A 17,916-nucleotide genomic window follows, 5' to 3' on the forward strand; every position below is an offset into this window, starting at 1 on the left:
CGAGATGACTGAACCGGAACGGCTGACGATCGGCATCGACGTCGGCGGCACCAGCATCCGCGCCGCGGTAGTCGACGGCACGGGCACGATCGTCGATTCGGTGCGCGCGGCGACCCCGGCGTCGGCCGGCGCCCTCGAAGACGCGCTCGAGGAGACCGTCCGGTACCTGTCCGAACGCAACGATGTCGCCGCGGTGGGGCTGGCCGTCGCCGGATTCCTCGCGGTCGACCGTCGCACTGTGCTGTTCGCGCCCCACCTGGCCTGGGTGGACGCGCCGGTCGCGCAGCGGTTCACCGACCGGTTCGCGATGCCCGTCGTCCTCGAACACGACGCGAACGCCGCAGCCTGGGCCGAATATCGGTTCGGGGCCGCCGCCGGTGCGCACACCGTGGTCCTCGTCGCGCTGGGCACCGGCATCGGCGCAGCGCTGCTGCTCGACGGCCGCATCTACCGGGGCGCTCACGGTGTCGCCCCGGAACTCGGGCACCTGCAGATGGTTCCGGGCGGCCGGGTCTGCGCGTGCGGCAAACGCGGATGCTGGGAGCGGTACTGCAGCGGCACGGCACTCGTGGACACCGCCGTCGACCTGTTGCCCACGGTCCGGGGCCGCTCGCTGCTCGCCCGTGACGCCGCGGCCGATCCCGGGTCGCTCACCGGCCGCCGGATCGCGGCTGCGGCCCAGGACGGGGACGTGCTCGCGGTCGCCGCGATGGCCGAGTTCGCGCGCTGGCTCGGAGTCGGCCTGGCGGCCGTCGCGGACATCTACGATCCCGAACTCGTCGTGATCGCCGGGGGTGTGTCGGGCTCGGCCTCGCTGTTCCTCGACGACGCCCGCGACCACTACGCCGCTGCCCTCACCGGTACCGGGCATCGCCCGCTCGCGCGGATCCGCGCCGCGCATCTGGGGGACGCGGCGGGACTGATCGGCGCCGCGGATCTCGCCCGCGGCCCGGCGCACCCCGGCAGGATCGGTCCGTCCGACTGAGATGCTGGTCACGTCCGCCGGTGTGACCTCGCGTGCACGCGGGTCGCGGTGTGCACGCCGACACCGCGTGGACGTAGAGTCGATCGTCGAGCGCGCGTGGTGGTGCGGGCGGGGTTCAGGAGGGATGCCATGTGGTACTGGCTGTTCAAATACGTTCTGCTGGGGCCGCTGCTGTATCTCATGGGACGCCCGAAAATCGAAGGCGGAGAGAACATTCCGTCGGACGGCCCGGCGATCCTCGCGAGTAACCACCAGGCGGTCCTCGATTCGTTCTTCCTGCCGCTGATGGTGCGTCGGCGAATCACCTTCCTCGCGAAGAGCGAGTACTTCACCGGAACCGGCCTCAAGGGCGGATTCCAGCGTTGGTTCTTCTCCGCCGTCGGCCAGGTGCCCATCGACCGCACCAGCGCCGACGCCGCGCAGGACGCCCTCAACGCCGGCGTCCGCGTGCTCGGTCAGGGCAAACTGCTCGGCATCTACCCGGAGGGCACCCGGTCGCCGGACGGACGGCTCTACAAGGGCAAGACCGGCATGGCACGCCTCGCCCTGGAAACCGGCGTCAAGGTCATCCCCGTGGCGATGATCGGTACCGACAAGATGAACCCGATCGGCTCGAAGACGTGGCGGCCGGCGAAGATCACCGTGAAGATCGGTGAGCCGATCGACTTCTCCCGCTTCGAAGGGATGGGCGGGAACCGCTTCGTCGAGCGCACCGTCACCGACGAGGTGATGTACGCGCTGATGCAGCTGTCCGGCCAGGAGTACGTCGACATCTACGCCGCGACCCTGAAGAAGAAGGGTGCAGCCTCCGAGAAGGCAGGGGAGGACGCGGCTTCCGGGACGAATGCGCCGGCCGCAGCCGACGCCGACCGGTTGCCCGACACCCAGGCGGGCTGAATCGGGGCGACGCGAATCGTTGCCGCGCGACCCTATCGGGCATAATGTCCGCACGTGCGTTATTTCTACGACTGCGAGTTCATCGAGGATGGCCGGACCATCGAGCTCGTGTCGATCGGTGTTGCCTGCGAGGACGGCCGTGAGTTCTATGCGGTGTCCAACGAGTTCGATCCCGAACGGGCCGGTCCGTGGGTGCGTCGCAACGTGCTGCCGAAACTTCCCCCCGAAGCGCATCCCGCGTGGAAATCGCGGGCGCGCATCCGCGACGACCTGCTCGCGTTCCTGATCCCCCGACCCGGGATCCAGCCCGAGCTGTGGGCCTGGATAGGGGCCTACGACCACGTCGTCCTCGCGCAGTTGTGGGGCGCGATGCCCGAGCTGCCCGACGCCATTCCGCGTTTCACCCGGGAACTGCGCCAGCACTGGGAGCAGCACGGGCGTCCGTTGCTGCCGCCGGTGCCGGACGACAATCACGACGCGCTCGCCGACGCACGCCACAACCTCGCGAAGTTCGAGGCGATCGAAGCGGCCCGCCGCACCCGGTGAACCCGCCGGTTGCGGGGGTGCGTGACCTCCGGTGGTCAGGGGCAATATCCTGGTGAGCGTGAACTGGACTGTCGACGTGCCGATCGACCGCTTGCCCGAACTGCCCCCGCTGCCGGACGAGATGCGTGAGCAGCTCGACGCCGCGCTCGCCAAGCCGGCGCTGCAGCAGCCGAACTGGCCGGTGGATCAGGCGGCGGCGATGCGCACCGTACTCGAGAGCGTGCCGCCCATCACCGTGCCCCGCGAGGTCATCGAACTGCAGGATCATCTCGCCGCCGTCGCGCGCGGCGAGGCGTTCCTGCTGCAGGGCGGTGACTGCGCCGAGACGTTCGCCGACAACACCGAACCCCACATCAAGGGCAACATCCGCACGCTGCTGCAGATGGCCGTGGTGCTCACCTACGGTGCGTCGTTGCCGGTCGTGAAGGTCGCACGGATCGCCGGGCAGTACGCCAAGCCGCGGTCGTCGGACACCGACGCGCTCGGCCTGCCGTCCTACCGCGGCGACATGGTCAACTCGATCGTCGCCGACGCCGCGGTCCGCACCCACGACCCGTCACGGCTGGTCCGGGCGTACGCCAACGCCAGCGCGGCGATGAACCTGGTGCGCGCGATCACCGCCGGTGGCGAGGCCGACCTGCACCGCGTTCACGACTGGAACCGCGAGTTCGTGTCGAAGTCCCCGGCCGGTGCCCGCTACGAGGCACTCGCCTCGGAGATCGACCGCGGGCTGCGCTTCATGGATGCGTGCGGCGTCATCGATCCCAACCTGCGGGCCGCGACGATCTACGCCAGCCACGAGGCGCTCGTGCTGGACTACGAGCGCGCGATGCTGCGCCTCGACGACACCGACGGGCACCCGCGCCTGTACGATCTGTCCGCTCACTTCCTGTGGATCGGTGACCGCACCCGTCAGCTCGACGGTGCGCACATCGCGTTCGCCGAACTGCTCGCCAATCCGATCGGTCTCAAGATCGGCCCGAGCACCACCCCGGATCTGGCCGCCGAGTACGTCGAACGGCTCGACCCGACCAACAAGCCGGGCCGGCTGACCCTGATCTCGCGGATGGGGCACTCCAAGGTGCGCGACCTGCTGCCCGGGATCATCGAGAAGGTCGAGGCCACCGGCCACCAGGTGATCTGGCAGTGCGATCCGATGCACGGCAACACCCACGAGTCCTCGACCGGCTACAAGACCCGCCACTTCGATCGCATCGTCGACGAGGTGCAGGGCTTCTTCGAGGTGCACAACGCGCTCGGCACCCACCCGGGTGGCATCCACGTCGAGCTCACCGGTGAGAACGTCACCGAGTGCCTCGGCGGCGCCCAGGACATCTCGGACGTGGACCTGCACGGCCGCTACGAGACGGCGTGCGACCCGCGTCTGAACACCCAGCAGTCCATCGAGCTGGCGTTCCTCGTCGCCGAGATGCTGCGCGGCTGACACTTGCCCTCGACGTCCGGCCCCGGTGCTCGCGCGCCGGGGCCGGACGCGTCTCCGGTGCTCGAGATCCTCGAGATCAGGGGAGGGCGGTCAGCGTGACGGTGCCGCCCGGCTCCACCCGATCACCCGCGCCCGGACTCTGACCGATCACCACCGACCGGTCCGTGTCCGCGACCTGGCGTACCTCGACCCCGAGACCGAGCCGCTCGAGTTCGTTGCGGGCCGCCGTGACCGATCGCCCCAGCAGCGACGGAACCTTCACCGCGTTCGACACGAGCAGCGTGACGCTGCTGCCGGCCCCGACCTCGGTACCGGTCGCGGGATCCGTGCCCGCGACCCGGCCGGCGTCGACGTCCGGGTCGAACACCTCCCTCGTCTCGACCACGGTCAAGCCCGCAGCCTCGAGCTGGGACCGGGCGGCGTCGGGCTTCTTGCCCGACACGTCGGGCATCTCCACCGGGGCCGCGCCCTTGCTGATGATCACCTTCACCGGTGAACCCACGGCCAGCTCCGTGCCGGGACCCGGATCCAGCGCGGCAACCCCACCCTCGGGGACCGTGTTGCTGAAGGCCGTGCCGCCGTCGACCGGCTCGAACGTGCGCCGCCGCAGCTCGTCCTCGACGGCCGCGCGGTCGCCCCCACCGGTCAGTTTCGGAACCGTCGGCCGGCCCAGCGACACCAGCAGCGCGACCGTCTCGCCGTCGCCGACGCGTTCACCGGCGGCCGGGTCGGTACCGAGCACGGCGTCGACCGGGGCGTCGTCGGAATACTGCCCGCGAATCTCGCTCGCCACCCCCGCGGCCTCGAGCGCCGACACCGCGGCCGCCCGATCCAGGCCGGCGATCGTGGGCACCGTGGCCAGCCGTCCCGCGCCGAGCCACCACCCGCCGTAGCCGAGGAGCAGCGCGACGACCAGGATCGCGACGATCCAGCCGAGCGTCCGGCGCCGCTGGGCGCGACGTTCGAGGGCGTAGTCGGGACGCGGCACCGGCGCCTGCGCCGGCGCGAACTCACGCGGCTGTTGCTGGGTGACGACCCGCGTGTGCCGCGTCGTCACCGGCGCAGCCGGACCGGCGGGGGCCGGGACGGACGGAATCACCGTGGTCGCGGGTGCATCCGAGTGCACGGCCGAGGCCGCCGACGAAGATGCCGCCACCTCGACGGGCACGGGGGCCGGAGGCGCGGCGACAGCGGCGTCCGCGGCGGTCGGCCGGGGTGCGCGGCGCGGCGCGGGCACCCGGTACCGGGGCAACGCCAGGGTTTCGCACACCTCGGTCAGCGCCGCCGCCATCGCGCCGGCGTCGTCGAAGCGCTGACCGGGTTCGCGTTCGGTCGCGTGCCGGACCAGCTCGTCGAATTCCGGGGGCACCCCGTCGATGCAGGATCCCGGATCGGGCACGTCCTTCTCGACCCGCTGGTAGGCGACCGACAGCGACGTGTCGCCGGTGAACGGGGTGCGCCCGGTCAGCATCTCGAAGAGGACGACGCCCGCCGAGTACACGTCGCTGCGCGCGTCGGCGTTGCCGACCGTCACCTGCTCCGGCGACAGGTACGCGGCGGTGCCGAGGATCACGCTGCGGGAGGTCGTGGTGGCGGCGGCGACGGCCCGCACCAACCCGAAATCGGCGATCTTCACCTCGCCGCTCTCCGAGATCAGGATGTTCTCGGGTTTGACGTCGCGGTGCACCAGGCCCGCCCGATGCGCGACGGCGAGCGCGCCGAGCACCGGTGCCGCGACCGCGGCGGCGGCGTGCGGGGGCATCGGCCCGCGTTCGCGCAGCAGCTCACGCAGGGTGCCGCCCTCCACCAGCTCCATCACGAGGAACGCGTGCTCCCCGTCGTGCCCCTGGTCGTACACGGCGACGAGACCGGGATGGTTCAGCTTCGCGACCGCCCGGGCCTCGAACTCGAATCGGGTGCGGAACTGGGGATCGGCGGCGAGCTGCGGATCCATCACCTTGACGGCGACGGGCCGGTCGAGCCGCAGGTCCGTGCCCCGGTACACCGTCGACATGCCGCCCCGAGCGATGGGCGCTTCGATCCGGTAGCGTCCATCGAGCACGATGCCGACCATGCGGTCGCCTCCAGCGGTCACGCGGTGTACCCCCGTGTTCTGCGACGCCGGTGCACGACGTCGGTCGGTTCCTGAGTGGGTGGGGCCTGCACACCCCAGTCGATCGTAGCCAGCGCCCCGGACGGGACGGTCTCGCGCGGACAGAGGATCGAACCCGATAACGTTACCCGGGTGAGTTCAATCCCGTTCTGCGACGACGTCCTCGACCCCTCGGTCCCGGTGCTGCAACTCGTCGATGTGTCGAAACAACTCGGTGTCGTCATCACCCGCGTCCACCAGATGCTGCGGGACCGCCAGATCCTGGCGATCAAGCGCGACGGCGTGCTCGCCGTGCCGGAAGCGTTCTTCGGCGAGGACGGGCACCTCCTCAAGATCGTGCCGGGCCTGATCGCGGTCCTGCACGACGGCGGCTTCCGCGACGACGAGATCCTGACCTGGCTGTTCCGCGAGGACGACTCGCTCGAAGGGGGCAGCCCCGCGGCGGCACTGCACACCCACTCGGCGCGCGAGGTCGTCCGCCGGGCCCAAGCCCTGGGCTTCTGAGCGACAGTCTTGCCTTCCGACCGACAGCCTTGGGCTTCCGAGCCTCAGCGGCGGGTGGTGAGCTGCGTGAGCAGCACCGCCACCCGCTGCCGGCGCGGCACCACGACCCGCCGGTCGAACACCCGGTACCCGTGGTCCTCGACCTGGTCGAGAATCCGGCCGTACAAAACGAACGCCGCCCGGATGCCCGGCCGGACACGGTCCGGGAGCAGGGCCAGTCCCGGCTCGGCGCGCCGATATTCGGCACGCGCGAGCGCCACGAAATGTGCCAGCGCCCGGCGTACCCGCGGATCGGGTGTGCCGGTGCGCCGGCATTCGGCGAGCAGTTCGTCGTCCACCCCGAACGCGGCCCAGCCGTCGGCAGGGAGGTAGATCCGCCCGCGCGCCAGGTCCTCACCGACGTCCCGCACGAAGTTGGTCAGCTGGAACGCGGTGCCCAGCGCGGCCGCGTACGGGCCCGCCCGGTCGGGGTCCTCGACACCGAACACCGGTAGCAGCTGCAGGCCGATCACCACCGCCGACCCGTACATGTACTCCTGCAGCTCCGCCATGTCGCGGTACCGGTCGCGGAACTGGGCGGTCGCCGGGATGTCCATCCGCATCGACCGCACGAACGCCTCGAAATAGTCGACGGGGATCTCGTAGCGGTGAATGGTGTCGGCCGTGGCCCGGACCACGAGGCCGATGTCGTCGGCCGGGCAGGGATCACCGGCGAGCGCGGCGTGCAGACGCGCGTGCACCGCGTCGACCTGCCGGGACGCAGTGGCGGGATCGTCGACGGAGGTCACGTCGACGATGTCGTCGACGGTGCGGGCGAACCCGTAGAGGGCGTGCACACCCGCGCGACGGTCCGGGGGCAGCAGTCGTGCCGCCAGGTGGTAGGTGCGGCCGTGCGCGGCGGTCAGCCGCTCGCAGTACCGGAACGCCGCGCCCAGGTCGTCAGTCACCGGTGGAGGGCTCCGCGGATGCCGCCGGAACCCGATCGGCCGTCGGTGCGGGCGCCGGGCGCCGGGAACGCAGGTGCAGCGGATCGACGGTGCGCAGCGACAGCGCCGCGACCACCGACACGAAGATCGCGACGGCCACGTGTGCCGCGTTGTACATGCCGATCGAGCCGTCCGGGTTGAAGATCACCATCAACCAGGTGGACAGGCCCACGAGCACCATCAACGTCCGCGTCGACATCGCGAACGCCGCGGCGACGGCGAGCGGCCACGAGTAGTACCAGGGCAGCGCGGCGGGGGAGAGGACGGTCACCGCAGTCAGCACGACCACGATGCCGAGGACGGCGTCGCGTTCGGTCCGCCGGAACCGCCACCACGCCCACACGAGGATCACCAGGAGCGCCACCATGCAGATCATGCGGGTCACGTCGAGCACCGGGCCGAGCCGCCACGGCGTGAACCACGTGACGACGTGCGCCATCATCGTCGGCAGCGACAGCCAGTTGATGATCTTCGACGATCCGGACAGCGCCGTGAGCCATCCGATGCCGACACCGGCCAGCGCGGACGCGGCACCGAACACGGCGGCGAAAACGACGACGCCGATACCCGCGGTCTTGACGAACAACCGGACCGGCGCGGCCGGATCACGCCCCTCTTCACGGGCTCGCTCGCGCTCGTGCACCATCCACACCCAGACCAGGAACGGCAGGGCCAGGCCGGCGGTGGCCTTGATCGCCGCGCCGAGCGACACGAGCGCGATCCCGCCGACGTGGCGGCGCTCGAGCACGAGCACGATGCCGGCCATCATGAGGCCGACCATGAGAAGTTCGTTGTGGACACCGCCGACGAGGTGGATCAGCACGAGCGGATTGAGCACGGCCAGCCACAGCGCGATGGTCGGATCGCCGCCCATCCTGCGGGCCAGTTTCGGCACCGCCCACGCCATCAGGACCAGGCCCGGCAGCATCGTCAGCCGCCACAGCCACGTCCCCAGCACCACATTGTCCCCGGTCAGCGACGTGATCCCGGCGCCGAGCAGCAGGTGCACGGGTCCGTACGGTGTCGTCGTGGTCTTCCACACGTTGCTGACGTTGTCGAGCAGGATGCCGGGATTGACCACCGGACCGTCGACATACGGATCGAACCCGTCCCGCAGCATCGCGCCCTGGGCGAGATAGGAGTACGCGTCGCGGCTGAACAGCGGCGTCGCGATCAGCAACGGCACCACCCACACGGACAGCACCTTCCAGGTGTCGCGCAGGCTCACCAGACCGGCGCGGGCACTGCGGCCGAGCCGCACCCACGCCGCGATCATCAGCAGAACGCCCGTCCACACCAGGATCGTCGACAGCAACAGCCCGTGACCGAACCGCAGCCACGACAGGAACATCTCCTCGAGCAGCGGATCCTGCCGTCGGACGCTCCCGGCACCGAAACTGCCGAACGCCAGCAGCGCCGCGCCGACCGCCCCGAGCAGCGCGGCGTTCCCGGCGGGGCTGCGCAGGAACGGGCCGATGCCTCGGCCGGGCTGCCGCGGCTTCCCGTCCGCGGTCGGTGAGGCGTCCGGTGCGGCGTCGGAGGCAGCAGGGGACGACATGGTTACGGTTACCTCCCCCTGATGCACGCAATGACACGGTGCAGATGTGCACACGTGACACCGTGCAGATGATCTACGACGAACAGACAGTTTAGTTGAGTCCCGGAACCGCGCCGCCCACCGTGGGGGAAGGCGCGGTCGACCGGCGCCGGACCCCGAGCCGTTCGGCGGCGAGCCGACCCGAGAGCAGGACCGTCGGAACCCCTACCCCGGGCACCGTGCCGGACCCGGCCAGCACCACGTTCGGATAGCGCGGATCGAGGTTGCGCCGCCGGAACGGGCCGGTCTGCCGGAACAGATGCGCGCCGCCGAACGGGCTGCCCGCCAGCATGCCCCGCTCGAGCCACGTCTGCGGCGTGTCGACGTGGTCGATCCGGAACCCGTCGGTGATCCCGTCGAACCCGCGCCGTTCGAGTTCCGCACACAGTTCGGCCGCATACGGCCCGGCGAGCGCGTGCCAGTCGTAGGGCGCGCTGTCCAGGTTCGGGCACGGCGCCAGCACCGACAGCGGTTCGTGCTCGACGCCGTCGCGGACGAACCGCAGTCCGGGGTCGCTCAGCGCGGGCCGGGTGATCAGCAGCGACGGATCGCGCATCAGCCGGCCGCGGCCCCGGCGCGCGGTGATCTCGGCGAACGTGCTCTCCCAGGCCGTACCGAACTCGATGGTGTGATGGTGACGGGCCGCCCACTCCGCGCTGACGGCGGTCGGGATGCTGCCGTGCAGCACCACCGCGGACGGGGACGCCACCGTGCGCCGTCGCCGCGGCCGCGGCAGCAGTGCGTCCACCACCGGCAGGTCCGGTGTCAGCACGACCGCATCGCACGGGTACCGGTCGCCGCCGGTGGTGCGCACCGCGACCACCCGGCGGCCGTCGAACTCGAGGTCGCCGACCTCGGTGCCGAGCCGGAGCGTGCCGCCGGCCGCCACCAGGGCGTCGGCCATACCGCGCGCCACCGACCGCATGCCGCCCTCGACGGAGAACACCCCCAGGGAGGTGTCCATGTGGGCGATCGCCGCGTACACCGCCAGCGCCTTGGCCGGCGCCACCCCCGCGTACAGCGCCTGGAACGTGAAGATACGCCGCAACCGCGGGTCGGTGACTTTCCGGTTCACCTGGGCGCCGAGCCGGCCGAAACCGCCGAGCCGGACGAGCCGCAGCAGGTCCCGCGCCGAGGCCGGGGAGCCGACCAGGTCGAGGGGGGAGTCGAAGTTCGCGTCCATGAAGTGGGCGAACTCGGCGTCGAAGATGTCCGCGAGCCAGCGCCGAAGCCGCAGGTAGCGACGCGCCTCGTCCGGGCCGCACACGCGGGTGACCTCGGCGGCCATCCGATCCGGATCCGAGTGCACGTCGATGCTGCTGCCGTCGGCGAACCGGGCGTGATAGGCGGGCGTCATCGGATGGATGCGCAGCGGTGGATCCACCGTCGTGAAATCCGCGCCGACCGCGGCGAGTGCGTCGGCGATCAGGTCCGGCATCGTCAGGACAGTGGCGCCGTTGTCGATCTCGTAGCCGGGCCCGACGTGGGTGCCGACCCGGCCGCCCACCGACCTCTCGCGTTCGAGGACGGTGACCTCGCGGCCGTCCCCGCGCAGGTGCAGCGCCGCGGCCAGGCCCGCGAGCCCGGCGCCGACCACGACGACGCGATCCGCTCCGGCGACGGTGCGCAGCGGGCTCATCACGCTGTGCGCCGCGTCGCGGCCAGGGCCCAGTCACGCAGCATGGTCTTGCCCTGGTCGGTGGCGTCGGACGCGTCGAGCGCGGCGAACGCGTCCTCGGTGAGCGCGGCGATCCGACGTTCGACCTGGTCGACGGCTCCGAGTTCGGTCATCACCGCCCGCATCCGTTCGACCTGCTCGTCGCTCAGATCCGTGCCGATCCCGTCGCGCAGCAGCTGCGCGGCGGCCGGGTCGGTCGCGTCGGCGGCGGCGAGAGCGAGCGCGAACAGCACGGTCCGCTTCCCGGCGCGCAGGTCGTCCCCGGACGGCTTGCCGGTGACCTCCGGGTCGCCGAACACCCCGAGCAGGTCGTCGCGCAACTGGAACGCGATGCCCACGTCCGTTCCGAATCGGCGGTACGCGTCCACCAGCGCGTCGTCCGCCCCGGCCAGGACCGCACCCAGATGCAGGGGACGCTCGATCGTGTACGCCGCGGTCTTGAACCGGTTCACCCGCATCGCCGCCTCGACCGATTCGTCGCCGGCCGACTCCCCGGCGATGTCCAGGAACTGGCCGCCCAGGACCTCGGTGCGCATCGCCGACCACACCGGCGTGACCCGCGCCGCCGTCGCAGCGTCCAGCCCGGCCTCGCGCAGCATGTCGTCGGCCCACACGAGCGCCAGGTCGCCGAGCAGGATCGCCGCGGCTTCACCGAACCGCTCGGGGACACCGAGCCACTGCGCGGCGCGGTGGTGTTCCGCGTACTCGACGTGCACCGTGGGATAACCGCGGCGGGTCGTGGAGGCATCGATGATGTCGTCGTGCACGAGCGCACCGGCCTGCACCAGTTCCAGCGCCGAGCACGCGCGCAGCACCGCTCCGGCGTCCGGTCCGGACGGGTCGCCGCCGGCGCCGATCCAGCCGGTCCAGGCGAATACGGGCCGCATCCGCTTGCCGCCGCGCAGGACGAACGACTCGAGAGCCGTGACCGCTTCGGGGTAACCCCCGCCGACCGCGGCGACGATCTCGGCGCGTGAGACGAAGAAGTCCCGCAGGGCGCCCTCGACGAGTTCGGGCAGCAGCGAGGGCGGAACGTGAGCAGATCCGGTGGACAGGGGATTCCTCCTGGTCGAATGGGCGGGCGCCGACGCCGGGTGGGGCATGCACCGGGTCGGTGGAGACGTCGCGGCGCCGAAGACCACCCTATCGGGGGCACGAGGAACCCACCCCCCTCCGGCCACCTATGCTTGTCGGGTGACATGCGATTCCGTCAGCGGGGGCCAGGGCGGCGGGACCTCCCGCACACCGTCGATCGTGGACCGGCTGCGGGTACCGTCCCACCGCCGGATTCCCTTCTCCGTCGAGTTCTCCCCGCCCCGTGACGCCGACGCGGAGGCGCGGCTCTGGCGTGCCGTCCGGGAGTTCGAACGGCTCGGCCCGGCGTTCGTGTCCATGACCTACGGCGCCGGGGGTTCGACCCGGGACCGCACGGTCCGTGTGACCGGCCAGCTCGCCGAGGAGACGACCCTGCTGCCGGTCGCGCACCTGACCGCGGTCGGGCACAGCATCGACGAGTTGCGCGCGATGGTCGGGGCCTACGCGGACCGCGGAATCAGCAACATCCTGGCCCTGCGCGGCGACCCGCCCGGCGATCCGCTGGGCGAATGGACCAAGCACCCGCAGGGCGTCGAGCACGCCGAGGAACTGGTCCGGCTCGTGCGGGAACTCGGCGACTTCCACGTCGGTGTGGCGTCCTTCCCCGAGGGGCACTACCGCTCCCCGGATCTCGACCACGACACCCGGTACCTGGTGCAGAAGTTGCGGGCCGGCGCCGAGTACTCGATCACGCAGATGTTCTTCGACGTCGAGCACTACCTGCGGCTGCGGGACCGGGTCGCGGCGTGCGACGCGGAGCAGGCGCTCAAGCCGATCATTCCCGAGATCATGCCGATCACGTCGCTGCGGTCGGCGCGGCGCAGTCTCGAACTGTCGGGCTCCCGGCTCCCCGCGGCACTCGAGGAACGGCTCGTGCGGGCCGCAGGCGACGGCCCCGAGGAGAACCGTGCCGCGGTGCGCGAGGTCGGTATCGAGGTCGCGACCGAGATGTGTGAGCGGCTCATCGCCGAGGGCGCACCCGGATTGCACTTCATCACGCTGAACTTCGCGCGTGCGACCCGCGAGGTGCTGGCGCGGCTCGGGATCGAGGTCCCCACTCCGGTGGTCCAGCCCGCCTGACGAACGCTCAGGGCAGGGGCCGGTTCTTCCAGCCGGTCCGGCCCTCGCGCCGGGCGCGCAACGAGGCGACCGTCAGAGCACCGAACTCGGTGATCGCGGCGGGATGCCCGAGCGCCGCCACCGCATCCGATCCGGTCGGCGCGGTCCCCCGCTCGGCGGACCGGGCCAGCGTGCGCGAGACGAGCGCCGCGGCAGTGCCGGCCAGACCCCAGCGCCGGACGGAACCGTGCCCGGCGACCGCGGCGACCGGGGGCAGCACGTAGGCCAGCGTGTACCCGGCGAGGACCGCGACCGCACCGGCGGTGGATCCGAACGCCGACCACAGCCAGCGGGTGTATCCGGCGGTGAGCTGCCGGCGATCGAGATACATCCGGCACGACGCGAGCGGCCCGGCCGCCGCGACCACCGTGCGACGGCCCGCGGCACGCAGGGAGCGGGCGAGATCGAGGTCCTCCGTGGGACTGGACGCGACCGCGGCGTGACCGCCGATCGCGGCGTACGCGCGGGCGTCGAAGACGAGGAACTGCCCGCACGCCACCGCCATCGACGGCCGGGTCGTACGATCGGCCACCGCGACCGGCAGCGACGAGAACCAGGACCAGCACAACAGCGGCTGCAGCAGGTGCTCCGCCGGTGATCCGGCCACCTGGAACGGCCAGGGCGAGAGCAGGTCGGCGCCCATCCGCCGCAGGGACGTCACCGCCGCGGCCAGCGCCTGCGGTGCCAGACGCACGTCCGCGTCGACGAACACGATCACGCCGGTGTCCGCGGCCGGTGCCGCGACCCGGTAGGCGTGCGCGCACGCGGCAGCTTTACCCGTCCAGCCCGCCGGTGGCTGCTCCGTGCTGCGTACCACCTCGATGCGGTCGTCCCCGGCGGCGGCCCGGCGCGCGGCGTCGGCGGTGCCGTCGGACGAGTCGTCGTCGAGAACGATCACCCGCATCCCCGGTACGCCGTGCTGGGCACGCAGGTCCGCGACGAGATCCGGCACCCGGTGCGCTTCGTCGCGGGCGGGGACCAGCACCGTGACCGGTTCGGTGGTGGCGGTGCCGGGTTCGAGCCGTGGGAGCGTGAGCCGGTTGGCGACGGCGGTGACCGCGCCGAACAGTGCTACCGCCGCGCCGGCGCGGGTGACCGCGGTGATCACGCTACGAATTGTCGGAGTCCGGGGCCGGGCCGGAGCCGGAGTCGGGATCCGGCCCGGTCGCCGACGTGCGGACGGGTGCCGGGTTGCGATTGAGCCAGGCCAGGCCACCGATGATCAGTGCCACCCCGAGCGTGACCCCGGCGACGATACCGGCCCACCCGGCGAAGCCGCGGGTGTTGGGATCGGAGTAGCGGACCTCGGCGCGCAGGTTCGTCACGTCCCCGGCGGGCAGCTTCCACGTGACGACCGAGTCGGACTCGCGGGTGCCGTTGGTGGTGGCGATCCGGGCCGGGAACGCGATCGTGAACTGCACGTCCGTGCCCTGCGCGGGCACCGATTCGAGGTCGACCTTGCCGGTGAGGGACACGAGATCACCGGCCCGCTGCAACGAGATCTGGAACGAGCCCGCGCTCTGGTCGGTCATCGCGCCCAGTTGCTGCACGTCGCCGAACGACAGGTCGCTGAAGAACACCTGGCTGCCGACGTAGCCGTCCTGCTTGTACTCCTGTACCCGGACGCGTCCGGCCAGCGATTCCGGGACGACGAGCTGCGGTCCCTTGTCGTTGTCGTCGACCGGGATCGTCGCGGCGACGATCTGACCGGACACCCGGTCGTCGGCCGAGACACCCATCGTCACCTGGGCACGCAGGCAGCCCGCGAGCAGCGGAAGCAACAGGAGAAGGAGGACCGCCTGCCGGATCGGGCGGCGACGGGGAGCAGGGATGAGGGACGGCTGCACAGCGGATATCGTGCCAGCATCCTGCGGGGGTGTCAGAGGTCCGGGGGTGTTCCGGCGAGTCGCCGCAGGTTCGGGTGCGCTCGGCGAGCGTGGACCAGCGACACCAGCAGCGGGACGCCGAGCAGCCCCATCACGACGAATCCGTACATCGCCGACCAGCGCAGCTCCGGTGCGTCGAGGAAGACGGTGTGGGCGAGTGCCGACCCGAGCCACGTCCACAGGAACAGGGCGACCGGCACCGCGTCGCTCCGGGTCGTCCGGGGCCATCGTGTCGCGCCGCCCGTGGGCTGCCGGGTCACCCGGTCGAGCGCGGTGAGTGCGGTGGCCATGACGGCCGCGACGACCACCCAGCCGGCGTAGTTGGTGAGCGGGATGTGGGCGAGCCCGGGGAGCCCCGGTCCGTGACACCACGTCCACTGCCCGTCCGCGACCATCTGCGGATCCAGGTACAGGTCCCATCCGACCATGCCGACCGTCGCCGCGGCGATCCGCGGGGCGGGCCGGCGGGTCAGCCGCGTCGCCACGCACCACACGGGGTACAAGCCGGCGGTCCATGCCAGCGGTACCACGAGCGGGACGTCGAACAGCGCGGGACCGAGCCGGTCGGTGGCGTAGGCGTAGCACCCGTACGGGTATCCGGTGGCGGTACCGACGACCTCGGACGCGAATCCGAGCCCGGCCGAGATCGCGAACAGCCCGGCCGCCCACGCGCCGCCCCGGTGCGACGTGGCGTGTGCCGTACAGGCCGCGGCCAGCAGTGCCACCACGAGAACGGTGACGACGTCCCGAGCGGATCCGTGCGTGAGCGGATACGCGATCTGAGCGGCCACGGCGGCGACCGCGAGTGCCACCGCCGCGGTGGGGCGCTCGATCATCCGCTCGTCAGCCGGCGGACGAGGCGGCGCGCGGGTCCGCCGGCGGTGTCGGTCAGCGCGGCCCGGGCGGCGCTGCGTCCGCTCGCGCCCGACACGCCGCCGCCGGGATGTGTCGACGCACCGGTCAGATACAGCCCGGGCGCGTCGGGCACCCGATGCCGGGAGAGTTCCGGCAGCGGCCGCCACATGAACATCTGGTCCAGGGACATTTCCACATGCATGACGTTGCCGCCGATCATGCCCAGTTCCTGCTCGATGTTCTCGGGGGTCTGGATGTGCCGGTGCCGGATCGACGCGGTGAACCCGGGCGCACGCGACTCCATCTCGGCGACGATCCGGTCGGCCTCGGTTTCGGCGAGGTCGGTCCAGCGGCGACCACCGGACAGCCGGTGCGGATGCCACTGGGCCCACAACGTCACCTGGTGCTCACCCGCCGGTGCGATGGACGGATCCAATGCGGTGAAACTCATCCCGAGGACCGCCGGGCGCGGCGGCAGTTCGCCGGCGAGCGCGGCACCGTGTGCAAGCCGCAGGTGGGCCCGGTCCTCGACCAGCAGTTGCAGTCCGCGCGTGGTGTCGGCGGCGGACTCGGCCCCGGCGTAGGCGGGAAGCGCGTCGGTGGCCAGGCGCAGCACCATCCCGATGCCCGGCCCGACGCGGATGCGGCGACGCCAGTCGGTCAGCCGCGCGCGGTCGTAGCCGCCGCGTTCGAGCAGGTCCAGCGTGGTCAGGATGTGGCATCCGGCGACCACCGTGCGCGCGGTGACGGTGCGGCCCGATTCGGTCCGGACCACCCACCCGCCGCCCGAGCGGCGCAGTTCGGTGACGCCGTCGCCGAGGGTGACGGTGCCGCCGTCCGCGGCGAGCCGGGCAGCGAGAGCGCGGGTGAGGGCACCACTGCCGCCGACCGCCCGGCCCGGGGGCAGCGTGTGCATCAGGGCCGCGAACCCGACCATGGGCGCGGTTCCCGGTTCGGACATCGGGGGCCCCGACTGCGCGCCGAACCACGCGAGCGCGGCCTTCAGCGGCTCGTCGTCGAAGTACTCGTCGAGCAGCGCGTCGCCGGAAGCCAGGAACTGCCGCGACAGGTCGCTGCCGCCGCTGCCGGTGTCCAGACCCCAGAACGACGAGAGGAGGTGCCGTCCGGTGGGCGGCGCGGAGAACGAGCGCATCACGGCGGCACTGCGGGGACCCCACACGTCGACGAAACGCCGATAGGCGTCGGCTTCGCGTGGGCCGCATGCGGTTTCGATCGATCGGCAGGTGCGGTCGAGGTCGCGATGGAAGACGATGCCCGGACGGTCGCTGCCCGGTGGCGCGGGCGCGAACGCCCACGGGTCGCAGTCGAGGTAGCGCAACCCGAAACCGTCGAGCTCCAGTTCCTCGAGGATGCCGGTGTGCCGGATCATGATGTGCGCGGACGAACCGCGGTCGACGGCGTGGCCCGGGAACCGTTCGACGGTGGAGACGGCGCCCCCGAGCACGGTGTCGCGTTCGAGCACCTCCACCGACCGGCCGGCGCGTGCGAGATAGCACGCGGAGACGAGGGCGTTGTGCCCGGAACCCACCACGACTGCGTCGATCACGGGCTCAGGCTATCGCCGCGGTCCGGTCTCGAGCGGCGGCCGGGTCTCGATCGTGAGGGGGAGCTCGCGCCCGAGCACCGCGAACGGTCGCGCATCACCGGTGAAGACGAACCCGCGCACCACGTCGCGGAAGCCGAGGCGGCGGTACAGCCGCCACGCGCGGTTGTCCTCGTCCGGTACCTCGGGGGTGGACAGGAGCACCGCGCGCTCCGGCCGGTCGTCGAGCAGTCGCAGCAGGAGGGCTTCGCCGATGCGGTGTCCCTGCGCATCGGGATGAACGTGCAGTTCGGTCAGTTCGAAGTAGTCGCCGAGTGTGGCGTCGATCTGTTCGACGGAATATCCCGCGTGCCGCATCCCGGTGCGGACCTGCTGGTTCCACCACTGCTGCGGAGCGCCGCGGTAGCCGTACGCGATCGCGACGAGGGTCGACGGGTCGTGCGGGAGGGCGGCGGCCACGGCACGCCACCCGGGACGGCCGGCATGTTCGGACCACATCGGGGCGCGGTGGTACTCGGTTCCGCGGGGATATTTCATGGCCGCGACGTAGATGGGCAGCATCTGGGGCAGGCGCGCGCGGAATTCCGCGGGGGACAGGTCGAGAAGAATCGGCGCCGCGTCGTGCGGGATCGGGTCCGTGCTCATGC

At 71.7% G+C, this 17,916-nt stretch carries 16 protein-coding genes; 6 read left to right on the top strand and 10 right to left on the bottom strand.

Annotated elements, in window-relative coordinates; genetic code table 11:
- Positions 1–4: 4 nt before the first annotated feature.
- The 4 genes from M1M07_RS06660 to M1M07_RS06675 all read left to right on the top strand — a co-directional run bounded on the left by M1M07_RS06660 (position 5) and on the right by M1M07_RS06675 (position 3,872).
- Positions 5–985: an ROK family protein gene (locus M1M07_RS06660; RefSeq protein WP_248673630.1), complete on the top strand. Its 981-nt coding sequence runs from the start codon at positions 5–7 to the stop codon at positions 983–985.
- Positions 986–1,114: 129 nt separating this feature from the next.
- Positions 1,115–1,882: a 1-acyl-sn-glycerol-3-phosphate acyltransferase gene (locus M1M07_RS06665; protein WP_248673631.1), complete on the top strand. Its 768-nt coding sequence runs from the start codon at positions 1,115–1,117 to the stop codon at positions 1,880–1,882.
- A 54-nt stretch (positions 1,883–1,936) separates the two neighbouring features.
- Positions 1,937–2,428, top strand: coding sequence for a polyadenylate-specific 3'-exoribonuclease AS (locus tag M1M07_RS06670; protein ID WP_197254093.1), 492 nt, complete (start codon positions 1,937–1,939; stop codon positions 2,426–2,428).
- A gap of 58 nt (positions 2,429–2,486) precedes the next feature.
- Positions 2,487–3,872, top strand: a complete 1,386-nt coding sequence (locus M1M07_RS06675; protein WP_197254096.1) for a class II 3-deoxy-7-phosphoheptulonate synthase — start codon at positions 2,487–2,489, stop codon at positions 3,870–3,872.
- 76 nt (positions 3,873–3,948) lie between these two features.
- Here the strand turns inward: M1M07_RS06675 and pknB are convergent, their stop codons facing one another.
- The gene (gene pknB, locus M1M07_RS06680; protein ID WP_197254098.1) at positions 3,949–5,967 is read right to left on the bottom strand and encodes a Stk1 family PASTA domain-containing Ser/Thr kinase; all 2,019 of its coding nucleotides are present in this window, start codon (positions 5,965–5,967) and stop codon (positions 3,949–3,951) included.
- 150 nt (positions 5,968–6,117) lie between these two features.
- Here pknB and M1M07_RS06685 point away from each other — a divergent pair, with 150 nt between their 5' ends.
- Entirely contained in the window at positions 6,118–6,489 is a 372-nt protein-coding gene (locus tag M1M07_RS06685) for an Rv2175c family DNA-binding protein (RefSeq protein WP_248673632.1), read from the top strand.
- Positions 6,490–6,533: 44 nt separating this feature from the next.
- Here the strand turns inward: M1M07_RS06685 and M1M07_RS06690 are convergent, their stop codons facing one another.
- From M1M07_RS06690 to M1M07_RS06705, 4 genes are all read right to left on the bottom strand, one after another.
- Entirely contained in the window at positions 6,534–7,436 is a 903-nt protein-coding gene (locus M1M07_RS06690; RefSeq protein ID WP_248673633.1) for a phytoene/squalene synthase family protein, read from the bottom strand.
- Positions 7,429–9,033 carry an alpha-(1->6)-mannopyranosyltransferase A gene (locus M1M07_RS06695; RefSeq protein WP_248673634.1) on the bottom strand — a complete coding sequence of 535 codons (1,605 nt, stop codon included), beginning with the start codon at positions 9,031–9,033 and terminating at the stop codon, positions 7,429–7,431. Before M1M07_RS06695 ends, M1M07_RS06690 begins: the two co-directional genes overlap by 8 nt.
- A gap of 91 nt (positions 9,034–9,124) precedes the next feature.
- Positions 9,125–10,711, bottom strand: a complete 1,587-nt coding sequence (gene crtI, locus M1M07_RS06700; protein WP_248673635.1) for a phytoene desaturase family protein — start codon at positions 10,709–10,711, stop codon at positions 9,125–9,127.
- Entirely contained in the window at positions 10,711–11,853 is a 1,143-nt protein-coding gene (locus tag M1M07_RS06705; RefSeq protein WP_197254107.1) for a polyprenyl synthetase family protein, read from the bottom strand. Before M1M07_RS06705 ends, crtI begins: the two co-directional genes overlap by 1 nt.
- Before the next feature lie 151 nt (positions 11,854–12,004).
- Here M1M07_RS06705 and metF point away from each other — a divergent pair, with 151 nt between their 5' ends.
- Positions 12,005–12,925: a methylenetetrahydrofolate reductase [NAD(P)H] gene (metF, locus tag M1M07_RS06710; protein ID WP_248673672.1), complete on the top strand. Its 921-nt coding sequence runs from the start codon at positions 12,005–12,007 to the stop codon at positions 12,923–12,925.
- 7 nt (positions 12,926–12,932) lie between these two features.
- On the opposite strand, the gene M1M07_RS06715 is transcribed toward metF, so the two are convergent.
- From M1M07_RS06715 to M1M07_RS06735, 5 genes are read right to left on the bottom strand one after another with little or no spacing between them, the layout of a single operon-like run.
- Complete coding sequence (locus tag M1M07_RS06715) at positions 12,933–14,072, bottom strand: glycosyltransferase (protein WP_248673636.1); 1,140 nt, start codon at positions 14,070–14,072, stop codon at positions 12,933–12,935.
- A gap of 1 nt (position 14,073) precedes the next feature.
- On the bottom strand, positions 14,074–14,811 hold the full coding sequence (locus M1M07_RS06720) for a DUF3153 domain-containing protein (protein WP_197254111.1): 738 nt from the start codon (positions 14,809–14,811) through the stop codon (positions 14,074–14,076).
- A gap of 32 nt (positions 14,812–14,843) precedes the next feature.
- Complete coding sequence (locus tag M1M07_RS06725) at positions 14,844–15,686, bottom strand: carotenoid biosynthesis protein (RefSeq protein ID WP_197254113.1); 843 nt, start codon at positions 15,684–15,686, stop codon at positions 14,844–14,846.
- Entirely contained in the window at positions 15,683–17,272 is a 1,590-nt protein-coding gene (locus tag M1M07_RS06730; protein WP_248673637.1) for an NAD(P)/FAD-dependent oxidoreductase, read from the bottom strand. Before M1M07_RS06730 ends, M1M07_RS06725 begins: the two co-directional genes overlap by 4 nt.
- 9 nt (positions 17,273–17,281) lie before the next feature.
- Positions 17,282–17,914 carry an N-acetyltransferase gene (locus tag M1M07_RS06735; protein WP_197254117.1) on the bottom strand — a complete coding sequence of 211 codons (633 nt, stop codon included), beginning with the start codon at positions 17,912–17,914 and terminating at the stop codon, positions 17,282–17,284.
- Between the last annotated feature and the right edge of the window lie 2 nt (positions 17,915–17,916).

This window comes from Rhodococcus sp. HM1 (assembly GCF_023218075.1).
Lineage (GTDB): Bacteria > Actinomycetota > Actinomycetes > Mycobacteriales > Mycobacteriaceae > Rhodococcus.

Bases quoted from the DNA above. Each gene is read 5' to 3' on its own strand.
- M1M07_RS06660 (WP_248673630.1), top strand. From the start codon at position 5: ATGACTGAACCGGAACGGCTGACGATCGGCATCGACGTCGGCGGCACC.
- M1M07_RS06695 (WP_248673634.1), bottom strand. From the start codon at position 9,033: ATGTCGTCCCCTGCTGCCTCCGACGCCGCACCGGACGCCTCACCGACC.
- crtI (WP_248673635.1), bottom strand. From the start codon at position 10,711: ATGAGCCCGCTGCGCACCGTCGCCGGAGCGGATCGCGTCGTCGTGGTC.
- M1M07_RS06705 (WP_197254107.1), bottom strand. From the start codon at position 11,853: ATGCCCCACCCGGCGTCGGCGCCCGCCCATTCGACCAGGAGGAATCCC.
- M1M07_RS06735 (WP_197254117.1), bottom strand. From the start codon at position 17,914: ATGAGCACGGACCCGATCCCGCACGACGCGGCGCCGATTCTTCTCGAC.
- M1M07_RS06665 (WP_248673631.1), top strand. From the start codon at position 1,115: ATGTGGTACTGGCTGTTCAAATACGTTCTGCTGGGGCCGCTGCTGTAT.
- M1M07_RS06725 (WP_197254113.1), bottom strand. From the start codon at position 15,686: ATGATCGAGCGCCCCACCGCGGCGGTGGCACTCGCGGTCGCCGCCGTG.